Here is a 20,919-nt window from a genome sequence, read left to right as displayed (position 1 = left end):
CAAAAAAAACGCATCCATTGTGAAGTGACCCCATAAAGTTGGACACTTTTTTATTAGGCTGTTAATAAGGCCTGCTTGCGGTATTCAACCGGAGTCAGGCCTTTTAGTTTTACTTTAATACGTTTTGTATTGTAATACTCGATGTACTCGTCGATCTGATTTATCAGGTCGTCTGCATTCTTAAACTCTTGTTGATGATACATCTCTGTTTTGAGTACGGCGAAAAAGCTTTCGGCGGCCGCATTATCCAAACAGTTCCCTTTTCTTGACATACTCTGTGTAAGACCTCTCTCAGAAAGAATTTTCTGAGTCAGTGGATTTCGATACTGCCAACCCTGATCGCTGTGAAATATCGGACACTCACACTCTTTAAGCCCCTCAACGGCCTCCTCAAGCATATCTGTAACTAACGGTAAACGTGCAGACTTTGCTGTCCTATACGTCACTACTTCCCGATTAAACAGATCAATGATTGGAGACAGATAAATCTTTTGGCCTTTAACATTAAATTCTGTGACATCCGTTACCCATTTCTCATTAGGCTTCTGCGCATCAAAATTACGCTGCAGTACATGTGGTGCTCCTTTTCCTATATCGCCTTTATAGGACTGATAGCGCTTAGGACGAACGATCGACTTTAATTTCAGCGCCGTCATCAGACGCAGTACCGTCTTATGATTTAACCATATATCGAAAGCCCGTAATGCCAATAGAATCCGTCGGTAGCCATAACGTCCCTTGTGTTCATCAAAAATTTGACGAATCACTACTTTCTCTCGAGCGTAATTATCAGGCTTCTGCAGCGCCTGACACTGATAGTAAAAGACACTGCGTGATAACTCACACGCTTTCAAAAGAAGCGTCAGCTTAAATGTCGCCTTGAGTTCCTGAACGATTAACGCTTTCTCTTGGTTTGAGATTGTTTTTTCAGGTACAAGGCATCTAACTTTTTTAGAACAGCGTTCTCCGCTCTAAGGTATTCAAGCTCTTTTTGCATTTCCTCGGGCGTCATCTCACTAATTTTTGAGGACTGAGGGGGTGACGACTGTTGTGTCATAAACGTTTTTCCGCGTTTACTGGGTTCTAATCCCTTTATGCCTGAAGACCTATAGCGGCGCTGCCAAACATAGAGAGTACCAGGGGATACGAGATTGTAGTATGCGCTTGTATAACCTAAAGACCATTGTTCTGCCCACATTTTATTAAGCATGCGAAGTTTATCTTGTGCGCAATAAGGGGAGATGGGAGGTTGAAAAGCGGTCTCACCATGAAACCGGTAAACCTGAGTCCAGTAACGAATCAGAGAAGCGGGAACGTTTAGTTCAGCTCCCAATGATAGGGAAGATGTACCGTTAAGGTATTGTTTAACTGCAGCAATTTTAAATGCTCTGCTGTACTTTGCCATAAAAACCCCCAGAGTTGGTTGTCCAACTATTGGGGGTCACTTCACATTGGATGCGTTTTTTTACGATAGATGATGCCTACTCTTTAGAAATCATATTTCGTATCAGTATAGATCTGGAACGCTTTTTCCCAAACTTCGCCCACTTCACCGTTGCCGACCGGTTTGCCGTCAAGTTTAGTTACGGGTGCGATCTCTTTCGATGAGCTAGTAATCCATAGCTCGTCTGCATTGCGCACTTCGTCCATTGTCACAACACGCTCTTCTACTTTTAGCGAGCCGTCAGCTCTTAGGCTGTCCAAAATAATACGACGGGTAATACCCGGTAGGATTTGGTTGTCCTGAATCGGTGTGATGACGACGCCATCTTTTACGATAAAGGCGTTGCATGAGCTGCCTTCTGTCAATTCACCGTCGGCGTTGTAGAGTAGGGCTTCATCGTTTCCAGAGGCGTAGCCTTCTTGGAAATGAATCACGTTACCTAGTAGCGCAGTCGATTTAATGTGACAACGCTGCCAGCGAAGATCTTCAGTGCTGATCATGCTGTATTGAGTTACTTTAGCGCGATCTACAGGCTCTGGGTCTTTGATTGGGAATGTGAAAGCAAAGACCGTCGGCTCAACATTTTCTGGGTAGGCGTGGTAACGCTTTACGTCGGTTCCGCGTGAGATATGAACATAGACGCCTAGATTAGTTGCTAAGTCGCTGTTGCGTGCAACAAGATCATCCAGAAGAGCTTTCCACTCCTCCGCTGTCTTTGTGCATTTGATCTCAATCGCGGCAAGGCCATTGATCATACGTTCGATGTGGGGCATTAAGCCTACAGATTTCCCAGCATAGTATGGGATAACTTCATAAATGCCGTCGCCGAATAAAAAGCCTCGATCGAGAGGCGAAATTCGTGCTTCTGACAGGGGCTGATATTCGCCATTCAGGTATGAAATGCTCATACTAACGTTCCTTCCACTTATATGCTTATGGGTTTTCTGCTTCTAGTCGTTTACTAAGTATAGCGTTGTATATAAAAGGGCATAGCACTAGTCGGCTTTGTTTAGTCACACACCACTGGAATGTGTTGAGCGCTGTTTAGTGAGTCTGTTGATTTTTACGTATCGACAGAACAGCAGGGCCGATCTTTAGGCTGAAGCAGCTGGATGCGAAGTTTCTAGTAAAAGTTTATTTCTTTCAATACCTCAATAAAAATAAGGAAATATTCTTTTCTGGTTTTAAGATAAAGGTTTTTTATCTGTTTTTTTATTAAATGTCAGTTTATTTAGCTAATCATTAAGGTGCGTGCTGTTGATGATTAATTTTTAAGGCGTTAGCCGGTAATGATTTCACGACTGCTGTCGGCTAATAGTTTAGGCAAAATTCGATCGTCATCTAAACGCCAGTGGCAGCTAAAACCTAAATCGGGGGGGCGTTGTCCGATGTCGAGTTTTATAAGTGATCCCTGCGCTAAGGAGTCTTTGATAACAGGCTCAGGAAGTAGAGCAACCCCAATAGCTTGTTGAGCTAAGGATAATAGATTTATAACGGAGCTACAGGTATGAAAAAGCAGTGGGTCGTCCTTGTAAGGTGCAAATAGCTGCTGCATATATTCCCATGGGCGAGTATTGCGGGGAAAACTAAGAATTGAGTAGCGAGTAAGGTCGGCGATAGTGGTTATTTTATCAATATTTGGGTGATTGGGTGAGCCAACCCAGTGCTGTGGATAACTGCATAAGGGTTCGCTTACCAGTTTTGGGTGGGGAGTAAGGTTGGAGACGGTTAGTGCTAAGTCGAGTTGATACTCCTCTAGTTGCTTAGTTAGTGTTGTAGTGACATCACTAATAAGCTCAAACGATATAAGTGGATATTGCTTTTGCCAGTGCTTAAGTAAGTCAGATAGCCACAGGTACGAGAGGGTATCGGTAATGCCGATACGTAATGTACCTCGTTGAGGGTTCTCTTCGCTGACCTGCTCCTTCATCTCTTGACTGATAGCGAGAATCTTTTCTGCATAAGGAAGTAGTTGTACGCCGCGTGGAGAGAGATGAGTGCCCCGTTGATCGCGGATAAAAAGTTGTACGCCTAATTCATCTTCGAGTGAATTGATTCGAGCAGAGATTGTGGGCTGAGTCGCATGGAGTTGTTGAGCAGCAGCATGAAAACTACCGAGTCTTGCGACTTTTACAAAGGTGTTTAGATTTCTTAGACGCATAGTGCGCATCTCATTAAAATGAAGCTACTCACTATAACTAAGTCTGTTCAGCCAATCTAGGGTCATAAAGAGCCAAGATTGGCATACGAATATAGCTTAAAATCGTCGTTCGGTTTTAGTTATAACCGATTAATCCACGTAGTTCGGCAATAATACTGTCTCCCTCGGAAACGGGTAAACCATCTTCGGTTAGCTCGTTTTCACGGGTGACGCCATCGACACTACCTAGTTTTGATAGGTATTTCAGAATCTCGATAGGCTTAATATCATTAAGTAGGTCTTTGTCGTTCCAGAGGCTTAGAAACGTGATAATTCCGTATGCGCCCCAGTTAGAGACGTCGGCAATAAGCAGTTCATCTACTTTTGTGGCGGATGCCATAATATCGAGCTCTTTCAGGGCTTCTTGAATATTGCCCATGCCGATCTCGTTACCGCCATCGCCAATGCCTATTGTTGGGCATTTTGCATTACGGACGAAGGTATCGAAGCAGGCTGTGCGATCGCTGATGCTTTCACCGCGCATATTGTAGTATTCGCCATCTTCCGCCTGTCCTGGACGTTCAATTGATAATACTGCGTCAGGGTTGTAGTTATATAAAGCTTTGAAAGCTTCTAGCGTACGCTCTTGATGCTCACCGACGCTGATCTCGTGTATACGGTAATTGTTCATTAGTGCTTGGGATACGGGAGGGCCACAAACAATAACGGGGGTAGCGCCTAAGGCTTCTAATGCTTGGTAAAGGGCGATCGCTCCTACAGGACCATCGGTTTCAAACGTATCAACAACCGGAAAGCCTGTGCCAATCAATACATGGCCTTTACATTTGTTGAGTGTGCGAGCGGCACGCAGATAGTAGCCGCTGGCTAGTGCTGGCTGTATTGTTTTCATTCCACGTAGATTACGCGCAACTAATAGATCTTCAATTTGTTTGCTTAATACTGCTTCGTTGATCGAGTTGTTCTGCATAGGTTTTGTTTCCAAAATTATGTTGACCCGCAGCTAGGCTGCGAACGCGTATTCGTCTCTTAACGTACTACTTGCCTATGTTTTCGGGTGTTGTTCGTTCAAATTTTACGTGGGCAAGGCAGTGTAAGTTATGGGCTTCATCAATACTGATCTCTTCAAATGAGACGGTAGAGCCTGGTAATTGCTGTGCTAAGCGGGCGGTATCAAGGGAGATCATTGAGCCTATTTTGGGGTAACCGCCAATAGTCTGGCGATCATTAAGCAGTACTATTGGCTGGCCATCGGCTGGAATTTGAATAGCGCCATGGCAGATCCCTTCCGATAAAATACCATCCATTGATGCTTTTATTTCCGGGCCTGAAAGGCGATAGCCCATACGGTCTGCCCGATTAGTTACTTCATATTCGCTGCTAAAAAACATACGTTTATCAAGATCGCTGAAGGCTTGTTCTTGATAGCCAGTAATAACACGTAGGCTTATATTATCGGTGTAACTTGGGCGATGATGCTCAGCTAAGCGAAACGCTTGACCTTGAGTGTCAGGTTCGCAGCGTAGATAATCACCCTGCTGTAGTTTTCCGCCATTCAGCCCGCCAATGCCTTCGCGGGAGACGGTCGAGCTACTGGAAAAACTGTGTTCTACGTTAAAGCCATTAGTGACAGCTAAATAGGCTCTAGCCCCTTGAGTAGAAAAGCCAAGCTCGATGCGGTCTCCTTGGTGTATGTGATGGGCATGCCAACGATCTTGTTCCACCCCGTTGATCTTCAGTGGCATTTCAGCGCCAGTAACGACTAAATGGGTGTCGACTTCTGATTCTAGTACGAGCCCGCCGATGCTGACTTCAAGTAGGGTGCTATTTAATGCATTTCCCAATAGACGATTAGCCCATTTGAAGGCTTGTGCATCTAAAGGGCCGCCGGTTGTTAGCCCAATACGGTGGTGGCCAAAACGCCCCGCATCTTGAATAAGTGTAAGGAGGCCGGGCTGAAGTACTTTAAAACCACTCATAGTTGGCCTCCTAACGCGATAAACTGTTCACGGTTAATAGGTTCAAATTTAACTCTATCACCCACTTGGACAGGCATTGTCGGTTCGGCTTTTGGGTCAAACATAGGCGCTGGACAAAGGCCGATTAAATTCCATCCACCCGGTGACACCGCCGGGTAGACAGCAGTTTGCTGATCGGCGATAGCAACCGCACCTTTTGGTACTTTCTGGCGAGGTGTAGATAGACGTGGTGCAGCAATACGTGGATCAACTTCTCCTAGATAAGCAAATCCTGGTGCAAAACCTATAGCATAAACTCGGTATTCCATATCGCTGTGGATCTTTATAACCTCTTCGATATTGAGTTGAGCCCGTGTTGCTAATGCCTCTAAGTCGGGGCCTGATTCTGTGCTGTAGTACGCCGGTAAAGTCACTATTTTTCCAGATATAGCGCTGCTTTCTTCTAGCTGGCCAAGGAGTTTGCGTAATTGACTACGAATCTCCAAGTGATCACAGCGGAGCATGTCATAGATCACTAAGAGTGAGGCGTATGAGGGTACCATGTCGATCAGTTTGTCAGCCAACTCGGTTTCTAAAATAGTGACCGCTTGCTGCACTTTGGCGGATGTGGCGGGGTCGGTTTTTTCATCAAAGTAGATGATGAGTGCATTTTCACCGGCAACTTTAATGTTCATGATCTAATAAGCTCGCGGATCTGCTGGATTGCATTAATACCATCCATATTGTCACCGTGGACGCAGAGTGTATCGGCTCGAAGCTTAAGTCGGCTTCCGCTGACAGTAGTGACTGTACTTGTCTCTTTTAGCTGTTTTACTTGCTCGAGCATTTTTTCTTTATTGTGGACTGCACCTTCGCGGCTGCGTGCGAGTAATTTGCCATCGTCGTCATAACAGCGGTCGGCAAAGATCTCAAACCAGAGTTTGATGTCTATAGCATCGGCTTCCTGTTGATGCTGTTCTGCCTCAGGCGTGCTTTGTAACATTAATATCAGCGGCTGGTGGTAATCTGCGATGGTTTGCATAACAATCTCACGAACCGATTTATCAGCCATCATATCGTTATACATTGCACCGTGGGGTTTAACGTATTCCAAGGTTAAGCCTACGGATTTAGCCATCCCATCCATAGCCGATATCTGATAGGTCAGCATAGCTTTTAATTCAGCGCTGCTGGCTTTAATACTGCGACGACCAAAACCGACTAAATCGGGGTAGCCAGGATGAGCCCCAACAGTGACTTTATTTTGTTTAGCTAATTCCAATGTTTTTTGCATTACTAACGGATCACCTGCGTGAAATCCGCAGGCTATGTTTGCTTGATCAATATGAGGCATGACCGCTTCATCTAAGCCCATCTTCCAAGAGCCAAAGCTTTCACCCAGATCACAATTTAAGCGTAATGACATAGACCGCTCCTTATTAAAGAATAGCTAAACGAGAATTGGGTAGATCAGTAATGATCATATGACCGGGGCTGTGTGTAATACAGAAGGGCGGTTTTGCTTGCTCTATAGCGACCTGAGGTGTCACTCCGCAGGCCCAGAAAACAGGTAGTTCGTCCTCTTTAATTGTGACAGCATCGCCAAAGTCTGGTTGGTTGATATCAGTGATACCAATCTGTGATGGATCACCTAAATGGAGTGGCGCACCATGTACAGAAGGGAAACGTGTACAGATCTGGACTGCGCGAATTGCATCGGCGGCTTTCATTGGACGCATGCTAACAACCGTTGATCCACTGAAGCGACCCGCAGGACGGCATTCAATATTGGTTCGATACATAGGCACATTGACGCCTTCTGTAATGTTTCTGATCTCTAGCCCGTCGGCTATCAGTGCTTCCTCAAAAGAAAAGGAGCAACCTAGCACAAAAGTAACAAGATCATCGCGCCAAACCTCTGATACATCATTAAGTTCTTGTGTGAGTTGGCCATTTTCATAGATACGATATTTAGGTACATCGCGGCGAATATCTAAATCTTCACCTAGATCTGGCAGCATAAAGTCACCGGGCTTGTTAGACATGCCAACAATAGGACAAGGTTTAGGGTTTAGTTGGCAAAATCTTAAAAAATCATTAGCCCAGTCTTGCGGCATAATGGCCAAGTTACCCTGTACGAAACCTTGAGCTAGACCAGAGGTATTTGCATTATGTTCACCGTGACGAATCATCTGGCGAATCTGTAAAGGCGTTTTATCTGATGTCATATCTAACCCTATATATGGTGAGCTGGAATCTATAGTTTTCAGTTATCTATCCGCGGAAGTTTGCAACGATGAACCCCTTATTAAGCGGATCGGTAGTGCGAGATTAAGGATAGATTCTTATTGCGTTCTTATCCATTGTTCGGCGGCGGCTTGGGTATGAGCAAAAAATACAATACGTGATTGGCTGCTGAGCTTGCCGTTTACGCCTATAGAGCGGCGCTGTACCCACCAACTGTTTTCATCCGCTTTCATTATTTCATCAACATGGCGGATATCCAGAAATTGATTTAGTGGTATTGTGCTATTTTTCTTATCGCTCATTTTGCTTAGGCCTTTTCCTTTTAACGCATACTTAGTAGTCATCATGGCTGAAAGGAGGGGAGGCGTCTAATCAATAATTGACCCTATTTCTGATAGGAAAAACTTATCAGTTGTTCGACTTCTCTTTTTAAGCTTGGGGCCGTCTCTCTTTTTCCTGAATAGATTCATGCTATGAATTTGTTGTCAGAGGGCTTAGTCGAGATGTCGCAGCATTTTATGGACGCATAAAATGCTGCGAGCGTTTGCCTTGATAGCTATATCAGGCGTTGCTGTCGCTTAATACGCTGGTCTCGTCATTGCCAAGAATCGGTTTTGCTTGCATTACACCTATTTTTTGTAATAGAGCAATCACATCATGTTGGATCATGATTAATGAAGGGATCAGGATAAGGGTAATGACAGTCGCAAAGAGAATGCCATAACCTAGTGAGGTGGCAGCCGGAATAATAAATTGTGCTTGAGCTGAGGTCTCACTTAATAGGGGCACTAATCCGGCAAATGTCGTGAATGAGGTCAGTAAGACCGCTCTTAAACGTCCGGTACAGGCTTCAATAATAGCGCTGCGAATATCTTCGCCTGCATTCAAACTCTCATTAATTCGAGAAACCAGCAGTAAACTATCGTTCACAACCACTCCACTTAAGGCCACGATACCGTTAAAGGAAAGGATAGTGAGTGTCATATCATTGAGCCAATGACCTAGAATAGCCCCGACTAAGCCAAAGGGGATAGCGGTCATGATAATGATAGGCTGGATATAGGATCTTAACGGCACGGCCAATAGTATATAGATTGCCAGCATCGCCATTATAAATAGCTCACTCATAGATCCCGCAGTTTCTGCTTGCTCTTCGGCTTCTCCCGCAAAGTGAATGGATAAGTCTGGATAGGCTTCCGTTATCTGAGGGACAAGGTCTCGCTGTAATTGTTGCACTAACTCATTGGATGATATGAGTTCTTTATCAACACTGGCGCTTACATAGTAGGCGGGTAGCCCGCCAATTCGAGTACGTGTGTTTTGTTGATAATCTGCTGTAACGGTGGCGACTAATGATAGAGGTACTACGGTGCCATCGTTAGTACGTACGTTGGCATTCATTACATCTTCAATCGTTTGGCGAGATTGTTCAGGGTAACGAACCCTTACTTTTATTTCGTTTTTGCCCCGTTGGTAGCGTTGTACAACTTCGCCGCCAAAGGCTTGTAATAGCTGTCGAGATAGCTCTGCAGTGGTCATGCCGAGCGTGTAGGCCTGCTCGGTTAAGGTGAATTTTAGCTGGGCTTGCCCCGAGTTGAAGTTATCATCGATCCCTTGCACCCCTGGGATGCTTTCTAGTGCTTGTCTAAATTGCTGACCGGCCAGTTTTAGGGATTGATCGTCCCAAGCTTTGAGCTCTACTTTGAAATTATCGACTTTACCAAAGCGTGATTTAATATTGAGCTTTTTCACCCCTTCTAGGCTACCTACCCGCTGTTTCCAGTGGGCAGCAAATTCGGTTAAAGAGTAGGGGGCGTCATCTGCTAACTCTATAGTAACGGAACCGTTGTAATCATCACTAGCGATGACCTCCACAGTAGTGATAGCACTGGGGGTGTGACCATTTTGCAACTCGCTATCTGTTTCTGTAGCGAGTTTTTCTAGGTAGAGCAAGTTGTCTCGCGTTAGTCCATAGCTGGCATCATCCTGCATGGTTAGGCTTGCTTCTACAGAACTGCCCGGTATTTCTGGAAAGAAGGCTAAGCGGACATTGCCGTTAAAAGGCATGCTAATAACGAGGACAAAAATGGCGATAAAAAATAGGCCTGCCGCATAGCGAAACGTGATTGCCCACTTAATAAGTGGTAGATAAAGCTTATGGTTGACCCATTTTAGCCCGCTATCACAGGCGTGTTGAACGTGCGCCCAACTATCTTTCCAGCCATTGCCGCGTTTTCGGTGGGTGTTAATATGGGCTAAGTGAGCGGGGAGGATTAGCTTTGATTCGACCAATGATAGAAGCAAACAGATTGTTACAATCACAGCAAATTGAGCATAAACATTGCCTAGGCCGCCCTCAACATTACTTAAGGCGATGAAGGTTGCGATAGTCGTCAGCATACCAAAAATAGTAGGTGTAGCGACTTTTAAGGTGCCTTTGATTGTACTTTTTAGGCTGTCACCCTCTTGGCTTCGTGTGGAGTAGATACTTTCGCCCACAACAATAGCGTCATCTACCACAATACCTAAGGCAAGAATAAAGCCGAAGGTAGTCATTTCATTGATCGACATGCCGGTAAAATTGTCGGTCATAAAAAACAGTGTGCCACTAAATATAAAAGGCAAGCCTGCGGTGACCCATAGGGCCACACGCAAGTTGAGAAAGAGAGCAAGAACAAGAAAAACTAATGCGATACCGGAGAGGGCGTTTTTCATTAGCAGAGATAAGCGGTCGCTGATCATTTCACTGCCATCATTCCATGTTTCAACGCTGATATTGGCGGGTAGTGTTGAGCGTGATTTCCACTCTTCAACCACGGTTTTGGCCACATCAACAATTTTGATTATATCGCCGGTTTGATCAACGCTGAGTTCAATGCCTATACCGTTAAGGCCATCATATCGGGATAAAATTAGGCTGCTATCCTCAAAGGTATCTTCAACTTTTGCTACATCACCTAAGCGGATAATCGCCCCTGTTTCAGTTGTAATAAGGGGAATTTGAGAGAATGCTCTTGTGTAATAGGCTTGGGTCGATGCTTTGAGTTGAATAACTTTGTTTTCATTTCTTAAGCTGGTGGATATGGGAGAAGAGGATTCGGCATTGATGGCATTGTTTATATCAGTCAGTGTAATGTCATAAGCTTCGAGCTTTTTCTCGTCTATTTCGATGGAGATAAGTCGGTCGGCTTCGCCGTTAATGGTGACATTGCTGATCGCAGATTTAGTAAGAAGGTCGGCTTTTAGCTGTTCAGCTAAGGTTTGCAGTGTGGAGCGGTCGGTATCACCAAAAATTTTAATTGAGTAGGCGTGATTTAGACGTTCCTGTTTGGCAATAACCGGATTTTCCGCATCCGCGGGGAAGTTATAGATCGCATCAACCTTGTTTTTTACATCCCTTAGAAGGATGTCTAGATCATAGTCACTCTTCTTTTCGATACTAACAGTAGAGCTACTGGCGTTGGATACTGAAGTGACACGTTTAATGCCTAATACATCAGTTAATGCCTCCTCTATTTTTACTGCGATCCCTTCTTCAGTTAATAAAGCATCACCGCTGTCATAACTTACAGATACGGAAATGGTGTCTGATTCGCGAGAGGGGAACGCCTCTTTGCGTAGATTGTCGACGGAGAGTACACCTAAAATAAGAATGCAGATCATGAGTAGATTGGCAGCTACGCTATTACCTGCAAACCAACCAATAATGCCATTGTAATTTATGCGTCTTTCGTTGGATGTACTCATTGTTGATCCCTTTTGTCAGTTTCAACAGATGTTGGTCGATTAGGTTGTTGCTGTGTTGTTTGCTTTGTTGCGTTTCTATCCACTGCGCGCATGCCTGGCAGGTAACTGCTTAAGGGGTGAATAACAATATTGGTTTCTTTTAAACCCTCGATAGGACTGACAAAAATGTAATCATTGGCAGAAAAATGAATATTGGCTTGTGCCGCTTGCAGTGTGCTGTTGGCATCCAAATACCAAATTTTATTATCTTGGGTCAGAGATGATGCAGGTATCTGCCAGAGATTACCGACTGCCTTTCCGGGGATTGACGCTTGTACAAAACTACCTGGGTAGAGAGGCGTATCTAACTTGAGGGGGGTTTCAACGGTGATAATAAGTGAGCGTTGACGGCTTGTACTATCTAGGTGCTGTTCGGCCCTAGCAACAAAGCCTGTCCAGTGTTTGTTCCCATCAGCACTTGTTAATGTGACTTCTGTTTTTCCCTGCATAGCTTCTATATTTGGCAAATTATTCCACTGCTGTGAAGAGAGTGGCACTGAAATTTGCACTAGGTCTGTATCGTATAGTTGCACCAGTTCAGTTCCTGTTTGCACATAGCTTCCAGTTTCAACTGAGCGGGATATAACCTGAGCATTGAATGGCGCTTTAACCCGGGTGTAGGCTAGGTCTGATTTGGCTTTTTCTAAGGCTTTACGTGCATATTCTACTTTTGCTTGAGCCGCTTTGACTTGGGGAATATAGAAAACTAAATCAGAGTTCGGTTGTCCTTTTAAACCTGAGCGTTTCCATTCCTCTTGGGCTTGTTTTTGATTGAGCTGTTCTTGTAGCAGTTCAACTTCTGTGGTGGCTAAATCCGACTTTGCGCTGGCAACGGCCTCTTGGTACTCCACGTCATCAATGACTAATAGTTCAGCACCTGCTTTGAAGGTTTGGCCGCTTTTAAGTTTTGGCGATAGATGGACGATCCGCCCACTGACTTCAGATGTTAGCTGTAATGATTGGTTGGGTGTGACAGAACCAAACCCTTTAACTAGTGCGGTGTAAGTACCTGTAGAAACCGGCACCGTTGTTACAACTGGATATTCAGCCTGCTTTTTAGGAGGGGTCTTTCTCTGCAAGCTTTCTAAATCGTTACTGCTAACCGCAAAGGCTAAGGCAATACTACCAGCAGCAATAAATGTGATGACTAATTGTATTTTTGAAACTTTCATGTTGAATCTCCTCAAGCGCTATAGGCTTGTCTACACACCTAAACCCAAGGCCAAGCCGAGTGTTATTCTGTTTGTTAGTCGCTGATAGGTAATCTCTGTCAGTTGAGCTTCTAAATTAAATGTTTGCTGCTGTACTTCTAATAGATCAAGAAAACTAACCAGCCCTTGACGATATTTCTCTCTATAGGTATCGCTACTGAGCTGGGCATGAGCTAGCGCTTGGGAGATATGCTGTTGTTGTTTATTCAGCGAAGCTTCCTGCCCTAAAGCGTTCTCCACTTCGTTGACGGCGGCTAGCAAAGTTTTTTGATAGGCCCAGTAAGCTTGTTCTGCTTCTAGTTTTGCGCTGCTTGCTTGCGCTCTTAATTTTCCGCCCTGAAAGATCGGCGCGGTTAGTTGACCTAATAAACTCCATGCGGCACTTTGATAAAGAGCGTCCGTTAGATTTCCGTTGCTCCCTGAAAAAGCGGCTTCTAGAGAGAAGGAGGGAAGTAAGGCTTTGTATGCCACATCGGCGTTAAATTCAGCGTTTTTGATTGTTAAGTAAGCTTCTTGTAGGTCGGGTCTGCGGCCTAAATCCTGTGCGGGTAAAGAGGCGAGCGGGATACTCGTTTTAGGGAAGCGAGCGTTTGTTTCTGGGAGCTCGTCATGGCCGCCGAGCAGGGTTTTAAGCGCTCGCCGACTTACTTGTAGTTGCTCTTTATAAGCCGTTAATGTTGCTTGTGAACTGGCAGTGGAGCTCTTTGCTGTATCAAGGTCAGAGAGATTGTCTAAACCTAGACGGTATCGCTCTTCAATAGTGGCTTCATTTGTTTCTAAAATAGCGGTACGTTGCTGTTCAATACTGATGAGTTGCTGAAGTTCCGTTTGCAGCAACCAATTGTCGATGATGCTGGCAGCGAGTAGATCGCGAGCATATTTGTCCGCAGCGATGGAGCCTGAAAGATTCGATTGTTCCGCGTTAATGCTGTCCTGCATCTGGCCCCAGATATCTACCGCCCAACTAATTTGTAAGGCTGAATTGAATACGGAGTCAGTACTTTCTGTTTTTTCTTGGTTGAGAGATAGGCTTGCTTGAGGAAGATTATTGCCCTCAACATTAGTGACAGATAGGTTGGCGATCTGCATAGCTAAGGTGGTTTGTTTGATGTCTGGGCTATTAGCTAGACCAATCTCAAGAAGATATTCAACCTCTTTTGAATCAATAAGGTCCAGTAGTTTGGCTGACGTTTGGGAGGACACCGCTGATTGTTCCCAGTGCTCTATACTGTCTAGGTCATTATGTGCTTGAGTACTGAATGTTAGGGGTTCAGTTACGGAGCAGCCTGTTAATGTCAATAACCCGACCAGTAAAGTATAGCGAGCTACATTCCTTGCACCCGATAGGTTCCTGTCCATTTTTACGTCCTCTAATTTTAATGGAGGTAAATTAACAGGGGTAAGGGTAAATAAGGGTTAAAGGAACTGTAAAGAACTGTAAAGTTTGGGCTGTGAACGAAGAGCAGGCTGCCTATCGACCTGCTCTCTCATTGTGCCAGATTACGGAGTCGGTATTAAAGTGTTGATTCCTGTTTGTTAGGGTCTTGCTTATTTAACGCTAATTGTTGCTTGTGGGCAGTTTCTATTCTCGCTAAATAATCCTTTAACTGACGCTGAAATGCAGATTTTTTCTTGCCGGTTAGGGAGACTGCAATTGGGATTTTTGCGGTCATCGCATTAACTGGGCGACCGTTCACGTGCAGCTCAAAGTGAAGATGAGCACCGGTAGATCGGCCTGTATTACCGGATTTGGCGATTCGCTCGCCACGTTTCACTCGTTGCCCTTTAACTACATAAGATTTACTTAAATGGAGGTAACGTGTTTTATAACTTTGGCCATGTTGGATCTCTATATATAAGCCGGCATATTTATGGCGAACTACGCGAGATACGATGCCATCGCCAATACTTACAACGGGAGAGCCTACGCGCATCGCGAAATCAGTACCATTATGAGGCCTAATTAAGCCTGTAATTGGGTGGCGTCGTTTGGGGTTAAAGTTAGAGGAAAGGCGGTATTTTCCATTGAATGGATAACGTTGAAAGGCTTTCTCTAAATTACGGCCTTTCTCGTCGTAATAGTTATCTTCAAACAGGAAGGCATTGATCTCATGGCGCCGATTTTTAATACGAATCGCCTCAATTTTATTATCGCCAGTCGCTTCGCCATCTACATATTGGCGCGAGAGTAGTACTTCAAATTTATCTCCACGTTGGATGTCGCGACGGAAATCAACACGTTGTTTGAGTAGTTCGGTGATGGTTTGTGCTTCCCATTGGCTTAGACCTGCTTGTTTGCCGGAGCCTGTGAAGCTATAAAGAATTTCGCCGCTTATCAGTTGCTGTTTCCAATCACCTTCCAGCTGCACTTCATTAAACTCAAAGCCGTCGCCTTCTTTACGTTGATAGACTACTTTGTGCGCAAGGCTAAATTGTAATTCTAAACGCTGCAGCAGCTGGTCTTGCTTTTCAAAGACTAAGGTATGGCCAGGTTTTAAGTTATCTAAGGCTAAGACGTTAAGGTCGGCCTCTAAAAGTTGATACATGGTTTTTTGTGGCAGCTGTAGACGCTCAAAAATACTGCTTAAGGTATCGCCTTTACGCACAATATATTGATAGCTATTACGCAGGCCTGCCGCAGGTACCAATAAGGTTTCGTTTTCGGGCACTGAGTCAAAAGCCCAAGGTGCTTTTAATTGACGGATACTGAGTGTGGGTGTTTCAAATAAAGGTGCATCAGTATCTACAAGATGATCCAGGGATAACGGCGTACTAACCGAGCTATTCGAAGAGGGAAGAAGGAGTGCTATGAGTAGCAGTACGGCTAAAAATGCCAGCGCTTTGCGGTGGATTTTAGGCAGTGCTGTAACAAAATTGGCTGAGGATGAAATCCAGCGCATTAATTTACCATCATACTAAAAATTAGAATTATATTATTTTAATCATATATTATTAATGGCTGAAAGGCCCGTATTTACTAACTGTAACTCTGCGCGTAGTCACTATTTTAGTGATAAAATAATAATTGATGTGATTTTTTAGATCTATTTAAGTGAAATAATAGGGTAGTTTATCTTGCTAACTTGCATGAATAGATATGTCGGTAATGACTAATATTCAATAATATCTGATTGATTAGGGTAGATGATCTAATGGCTAAAGGCACCTTGTATGTTGTTTCTGCCCCTTCTGGTGCGGGCAAAACTAGTTTAGTTAAAGCAATGTTGGAACAAGATAGTGAGATCGTTGTATCGGTTTCTCATACTACGCGGGATATGCGACCTGGCGAGGTCGATGGCGTTGATTATAATTTTGTATCGATGACGCAATTCAATCAGATGATTGAGGACGCTGATTTTCTTGAGTTTGCTGAAGTGTTCACTAATAAATATGGCACATCTCAGCGTTGGGTTGAGGCTCAGTTAGCACAAGGAAAAGATGTTATTTTAGAGATCGATTGGCAAGGCGCGCAACAGATCCGGCGTTTGATGCCTGATTGCTTATCTATTTTTATCCTGCCGCCTTCGCGTGAAGTTTTAGAGCAGCGTTTGAATGGGCGTGGCACGGATAGTGAGGAAGTTATTGGCTTACGTATGTCTGAAGCGGCAAGTGAGATGAGTCATTATTCCGAATATGATTATCTGGTGATTAATGACAACTTTGATACCGCTCTAATGGAGCTACACGGTATCTTTTTAGCACAACGGATGAAGATTGATCGTCAAAAAGATCATTGCCACGATTTGCTGGTTAGTCTCTTGTCATAATATAGATCAAGCGGTACACTACGCGGTCTTTAAATACACCCCAAAATTTTCGAGGTTTTACCGATGGCACGAGTTACAGTTGAAGATTGCCTGGAAAATGTAGATAACCGTTTCCAGTTAGTAATGGTTGCTGCTAAGCGCGCACGTCAGCTGGCTACTGGCGGTAAAGAAGCTAAGGTAGAGTGGGAGAATGATAAACCTACTGTTGTGGCATTACGCGAAATCGCTGAAGGCCATACTGGACGCTCTATTTTGGACGAAATCGAACGCGATTAATTACTCAGTTAAGAATTTCTTTTCAAACGCCCTGATTTATCAGGGCGTTTTCGTTATTAAAGACTTTTCCTAGTGGCGTTATTACGGCATTATTTCTGTATAACGCAGGTGGTATGGAGAGGCAATGCAAACAATAGACGCACTATCACAACGCTTAAGCGATTATCTGGATCCAATGCAGATCCAGCAGGTGCGTCGTTCCTATTTTTACGCAGAACAGGCGCACGATGGCCAAAAGCGTAAAAGTGGTGAACCATATGTAACTCACCCATTGGCAGCCGCTAATGTTTTGGCCGAGCTGCGTATGGACCATCAGAGTCTAATGGCGGCGATGTTGCATGATGTTATTGAAGATACAGATATCAGCTATGACGGTATCGAGTCTCAGTTTGGTACATCTGTGGCGGATATTGTTGATGGTGTTTCTAAACTAACTCACCTTGAATTTGAAACTAAAGCCGAAGCGCAAGCGAGTAACTTCCAAAAAATGGTTTTGGCCATGGCGGAAGATATTCGCGTTATTTTGGTTAAGTTGGCTGATCGTCTACATAATATGCGCACTTTAGGTGCGATGCCTCCTCATAAACAGCGCCGTATTGCTCGTGAAACACTCGATATTTATGCACCCATCGCTGCTCGTTTAGGGATGCGTGATGTTCAAGTTGAGCTAGAAGACTTGGCATTTCAGTCTCATTATCCGATGCGTGCTAAATATATACGTCGAGCTGTGGTTCAAGCTCGGGGGCAGCGTAAAGATGTTATTAGCTCGATTCAGGAAACAATTGAAAAACGGTTAGAAAAAGAGGGGCTAAGCGGTACTGTCACAGGACGGGAAAAGCATCTTTATAGCATCTATTCTAAGATGAAAGCGCAGCGTAAATCTTTTTCAGAAATTATGGATGTGTTTGCGTTTCGCATAGTTACTGATAACGTAGATGATTGTTATCGTGCTTTAGGCGCAGTACATAACTTATATAAGCCTGTGCACGGACGTTTTAAAGATTATATAGCGATTCCTAAAGCAAATGGTTACCAGTCTTTGCATACAGACCTGTTTGGTGCACGAGATATTACTATTGAGGTGCAAATTCGTACCCATGAAATGGATGTTGTCGCTAGTCAAGGAATTGCTGAACATAGCCATTATAAAAATGATGATGGTAGTGATGCTTCAGAAAGCGCTTTAGGTTCCTATAAGCGCGCTCGCAAGTGGGTTAAAGGATTATTGGAGATGCACCAAAGTGCGGGCAACTCCATGGAATTTATCGATAGTGTTAAGACGGACCTATTTCCCGACGAAGTTTATATCTTTACGCCTTTAGGCAAAATAATGGAATTACCGAGTGGCGCGACGGCAGTTGATTTTGCTTATGCGGTACATACTGATGTAGGAAATTCCTGTGTGTCCTGTCGTATTAATCGCCGCTTAGCGCCGTTGTCCCAACCTTTGGAAAATGGTCAAACTGTCGAGGTGATCACGACGCCTAGTGCACAGCCGAACATGGCATGGTTAAACTTTGTTGTAACAGGTAAAGCACGCACAGCGATTCGACACTATCTGAAAAACCAACAGCGGCATGAGTCTGTCGAGCTTGGCCAGCGCCTGTTAAACCAGTTTCTCGCTAATTATGGCACCTCGGTTAATGATATAGATCCGTTTAAATTACGTGATCTGCTCCATGAAGCTGAGCTTGCAAGCCTAGATGATCTGCTCGAGGATATTGGATTGGGTAACCGGATGGCCTATGTGGTAGCACGACGCCTGCGCCCCGAGCAGCCTGTGAATGGCGATGAAGTGGGAAGTGAGCGCTTACGTAATCAAAAACCAATGTCCATTAAAGGGACAGAGGGTATGGTGCTGCAATATGCGAAATGCTGTTTGCCCATTCCTGGCGATAAAATCATCGGCCATATTAGTACGGGGCGAGGGTTAGTGATCCATCAAACCGATTGCCGGAATATTGGCTACCTCCGTGATGATCCAGAAAAATGTATCTACCTTGAATGGTCCGATAAGTTAGAGGAAGAGTTTAGCGTTAACTTGAAGACTGAGGTTGAGTCTCATCGAGGTATTATTGCTGAGCTCGCAACAACCGCTGCAAGTGCGGGTGTTGATGTTGTAGCGATTGATATAGGAGATCATGAAGGGCCGCTAGCTAATGTACATATGGAGGTAACTGTGACTGACCGTATTCATCTGGCTCGTGTGATGAAAAAGTTGCGTAACTTGAAGAGTGTTAACCGGATCACGCGGGAATAGCACGTATTATACTTATTGGCCTAAGGCTAAGCCCTCTCTTCGATTATCAACACCACTTTCCCATTTACCATTATCTGTACGGCGAAATGCATGTAATCCACTGTTGAGATCACGAATTTTTATTTCATGTCCCATTTGACTCAGCGGCTCAACCAGCTGTGTGGCTGCCGTTTCTGCCTCTAATTCTGTAATGCCATTACGGTTACTGACGTGGGGTGTATTGATTGCTTGCTGCAACGGTAACTCTGTATTCAGCATCATTAATAAGCTTTCTGCAACATAACTAATAATACGGCTCCCGCCGGGTGAGCCAACAGCGGCATATAGCTTGCCCTCCGAATCAAATATCATAAAAGGAGACATAGAGCTACGTGGGCGCTTGCCCGGTTGAACTCTATTGGCAATTAAACGACCTTGTTTTTCAGGAGTAAATGAGAAATCGGTCAACTGGTTGTTGAGTAGGAAGCCCCCCGCCATGAGTGTAGATCCAAACGCCATCTCTATGCTGCTTGTCATAGAGGCCGCATTACCCCATTGATCTACAACGACAAAGTGGCTGGTGGAGGGAAGCTCCGGTGATTGGTCGTCTTGCCATGCAGTATTTACCCCTTGAGGGCGTCCCGGTGCTAAGGTGCCTATATCTTTGCTGGGATTGATTAACTGGGCACGTTGCTGAATATAGTTTTCATTTAATAGGCCGGAAACCGGCACATCAACAAAATCACTATCAGCTAAATAACGACCACGGTCAGCAAAGGCGAGACGTGATGCTTGTGTAAATAGGTGCTTCGCGGTTGAACTGTCAGGTGCGAGTGCTGAGTAGTTTGTATGCTCTAGCAACTTCAATATCTGTAAGACAGTTACGCCGCCGGATGTGGGGGGTGGAAAACCACAAACTTTATACGCTTGGTAGGGTAAGCAAATGGGGGCGCGCTCAATCGCTTTATACTGCTTTAGGTCAGCGGTACTGAGTAAGCCGGGATTATCTGTTCCGTTTTGAACCTGACTGACGATTTTAGTGCCTATAGTGCCTTGATAAAAGACTGAACTCCCTTGTTGGGCAATCAGCTCAAGGCTATCGGCCAAAGCAGGGTTTTTGCGAAGAAAACCAGTAGGTAATGGTGAGCCGTCTTTTAGATAAAAATACTCTCGTGCTTCCGGATATCTATTTAAGCCTGGGTTAATGCCGCTAGCGATTAATTTGTGCAGGCGAGGGCTTATTTTAAAGCCCTCTTTTGATCGGTTAATTGCATCATTGAATAAGGTTTTCCATGGCCGTTTACCGTACTTAGATTGTGTTAGCTCCAGCATTTTTAGTACACCAGGTGTACCCACAGAACGTCCACCCACAAGTGCATCAACCCAGCGCATAGGTTTTTTGTTACGATAGAATAGTTGTGGATTAGCCGCGAGAGGGGCTGTTTCTCTACCATCAAAGGCAACTAGCTTTTCGGTTGTTTGATCCCAATATAAGAGAAAGGCTCCGCCACCAATACCAGATGATTGTGGTTCAACTAAGGTGAGCATTGCCTGAATGGCAACAGCTGCATCCGCAGCAGTACCGCCTTGTTTGAGTATATGTAAACCGGCTTTTGTTGCGTGGGGATTGGCTGTGACAACAAGGGAGTTATATTCACTTGAAATAATGTTTTTTTGAAGCCCTGTACTATTTTCAGGTGCTAAGTCTTCCTTAACTGCATAAGTTATTGAAGGCGAAAATAGAAGAAAAAGTAGTACAATTCGATGTATGTGCGGTAAGTTCATAGTTAAAATGGTAAAAATTGCACTTATAAGTGAATAATTAATCAAGAG

General features: G+C 44.4%; 18 protein-coding genes. 3 read left to right on the top strand and 15 right to left on the bottom strand.

What is annotated here, in order from left to right; translation table 11 throughout:
• Positions 1-53: 53 nt before the first annotated feature.
• The 14 genes from ACOQOE_RS00550 to ACOQOE_RS00485 all read right to left on the bottom strand — a co-directional run bounded on the left by ACOQOE_RS00550 (position 54) and on the right by ACOQOE_RS00485 (position 15,704).
• Positions 54-896, bottom strand: coding sequence for an IS3 family transposase (locus tag ACOQOE_RS00550; RefSeq protein ID WP_420555454.1), 843 nt, complete (start codon positions 894-896; stop codon positions 54-56).
• Complete coding sequence (locus tag ACOQOE_RS00545; protein ID WP_420554648.1) at positions 896-1,405, bottom strand: helix-turn-helix domain-containing protein; 510 nt, start codon at positions 1,403-1,405, stop codon at positions 896-898. Before ACOQOE_RS00545 ends, ACOQOE_RS00550 begins: the two co-directional genes overlap by 1 nt.
• Positions 1,406-1,488: 83 nt before the next feature.
• Positions 1,489-2,352 carry an aminotransferase class IV gene (locus ACOQOE_RS00540; protein WP_420554647.1) on the bottom strand — a complete coding sequence of 288 codons (864 nt, stop codon included), beginning with the start codon at positions 2,350-2,352 and terminating at the stop codon, positions 1,489-1,491.
• A 371-nt stretch (positions 2,353-2,723) separates the two neighbouring features.
• Complete coding sequence (locus ACOQOE_RS00535; RefSeq protein ID WP_420554646.1) at positions 2,724-3,605, bottom strand: LysR family transcriptional regulator; 882 nt, start codon at positions 3,603-3,605, stop codon at positions 2,724-2,726.
• A 115-nt stretch (positions 3,606-3,720) separates the two neighbouring features.
• The gene (locus ACOQOE_RS00530) at positions 3,721-4,572 is read right to left on the bottom strand and encodes a DUF4392 domain-containing protein (protein WP_420554645.1); all 852 of its coding nucleotides are present in this window, start codon (positions 4,570-4,572) and stop codon (positions 3,721-3,723) included.
• 67 nt (positions 4,573-4,639) lie between these two features.
• The gene (locus ACOQOE_RS00525; RefSeq protein WP_067863133.1) at positions 4,640-5,581 is read right to left on the bottom strand and encodes a biotin-dependent carboxyltransferase family protein; all 942 of its coding nucleotides are present in this window, start codon (positions 5,579-5,581) and stop codon (positions 4,640-4,642) included.
• Positions 5,578-6,255 (bottom strand): 5-oxoprolinase subunit PxpB, encoded by a 678-nt coding sequence (pxpB, locus tag ACOQOE_RS00520; protein ID WP_420554644.1) that lies wholly within the window; start codon positions 6,253-6,255, stop codon positions 5,578-5,580. The genes ACOQOE_RS00525 and pxpB overlap by 4 nt, the downstream gene beginning before the upstream one ends.
• The gene (locus tag ACOQOE_RS00515) at positions 6,252-6,986 is read right to left on the bottom strand and encodes a 5-oxoprolinase subunit PxpA (protein ID WP_067863126.1); all 735 of its coding nucleotides are present in this window, start codon (positions 6,984-6,986) and stop codon (positions 6,252-6,254) included. The genes pxpB and ACOQOE_RS00515 overlap by 4 nt, the downstream gene beginning before the upstream one ends.
• A gap of 13 nt (positions 6,987-6,999) precedes the next feature.
• On the bottom strand, positions 7,000-7,788 hold the full coding sequence (locus tag ACOQOE_RS00510; RefSeq protein ID WP_067863122.1) for a putative hydro-lyase: 789 nt from the start codon (positions 7,786-7,788) through the stop codon (positions 7,000-7,002).
• A gap of 117 nt (positions 7,789-7,905) precedes the next feature.
• Positions 7,906-8,109: a hypothetical protein gene (locus ACOQOE_RS00505; protein WP_067863120.1), complete on the bottom strand. Its 204-nt coding sequence runs from the start codon at positions 8,107-8,109 to the stop codon at positions 7,906-7,908.
• 259 nt (positions 8,110-8,368) lie between these two features.
• Positions 8,369-11,554 carry an efflux RND transporter permease subunit gene (locus tag ACOQOE_RS00500; protein WP_420554643.1) on the bottom strand — a complete coding sequence of 1,062 codons (3,186 nt, stop codon included), beginning with the start codon at positions 11,552-11,554 and terminating at the stop codon, positions 8,369-8,371.
• The gene (locus tag ACOQOE_RS00495) at positions 11,551-12,765 is read right to left on the bottom strand and encodes an efflux RND transporter periplasmic adaptor subunit (RefSeq protein WP_420554642.1); all 1,215 of its coding nucleotides are present in this window, start codon (positions 12,763-12,765) and stop codon (positions 11,551-11,553) included. Before ACOQOE_RS00495 ends, ACOQOE_RS00500 begins: the two co-directional genes overlap by 4 nt.
• Positions 12,766-12,795: 30 nt before the next feature.
• Entirely contained in the window at positions 12,796-14,163 is a 1,368-nt protein-coding gene (locus tag ACOQOE_RS00490; RefSeq protein ID WP_067863111.1) for a TolC family protein, read from the bottom strand.
• A 155-nt stretch (positions 14,164-14,318) separates the two neighbouring features.
• A complete protein-coding gene (locus tag ACOQOE_RS00485; RefSeq protein WP_420554641.1) occupies positions 14,319-15,704 on the bottom strand; it encodes a peptidoglycan DD-metalloendopeptidase family protein in 1,386 nt (461 codons plus the stop codon).
• A gap of 252 nt (positions 15,705-15,956) precedes the next feature.
• Here ACOQOE_RS00485 and gmk point away from each other — a divergent pair, with 252 nt between their 5' ends.
• The 3 genes from gmk to ACOQOE_RS00470 all read left to right on the top strand — a co-directional run bounded on the left by gmk (position 15,957) and on the right by ACOQOE_RS00470 (position 19,107).
• The gene (gmk, locus tag ACOQOE_RS00480) at positions 15,957-16,571 is read left to right on the top strand and encodes a guanylate kinase (protein ID WP_067863105.1); all 615 of its coding nucleotides are present in this window, start codon (positions 15,957-15,959) and stop codon (positions 16,569-16,571) included.
• Positions 16,572-16,634: 63 nt separating this feature from the next.
• Positions 16,635-16,847 (top strand): DNA-directed RNA polymerase subunit omega, encoded by a 213-nt coding sequence (gene rpoZ, locus ACOQOE_RS00475; RefSeq protein ID WP_067863102.1) that lies wholly within the window; start codon positions 16,635-16,637, stop codon positions 16,845-16,847.
• A gap of 124 nt (positions 16,848-16,971) precedes the next feature.
• Complete coding sequence (locus ACOQOE_RS00470; protein ID WP_420554640.1) at positions 16,972-19,107, top strand: RelA/SpoT family protein; 2,136 nt, start codon at positions 16,972-16,974, stop codon at positions 19,105-19,107.
• A 12-nt stretch (positions 19,108-19,119) separates the two neighbouring features.
• Here ACOQOE_RS00470 and ggt read toward each other — a convergent pair whose 3' ends face one another.
• The gene (gene ggt, locus ACOQOE_RS00465) at positions 19,120-20,871 is read right to left on the bottom strand and encodes a gamma-glutamyltransferase (RefSeq protein ID WP_420554639.1); all 1,752 of its coding nucleotides are present in this window, start codon (positions 20,869-20,871) and stop codon (positions 19,120-19,122) included.
• Positions 20,872-20,919: the final 48 nt, after the last annotated feature.

The sequence above is a fragment of the Neptuniibacter marinus genome, from assembly GCF_965223595.1.
Lineage (GTDB): Bacteria > Pseudomonadota > Gammaproteobacteria > Pseudomonadales > Balneatricaceae > Neptuniibacter > Neptuniibacter marinus.
This window is presented reverse-complemented; position numbering and strand designations above follow the sequence as displayed.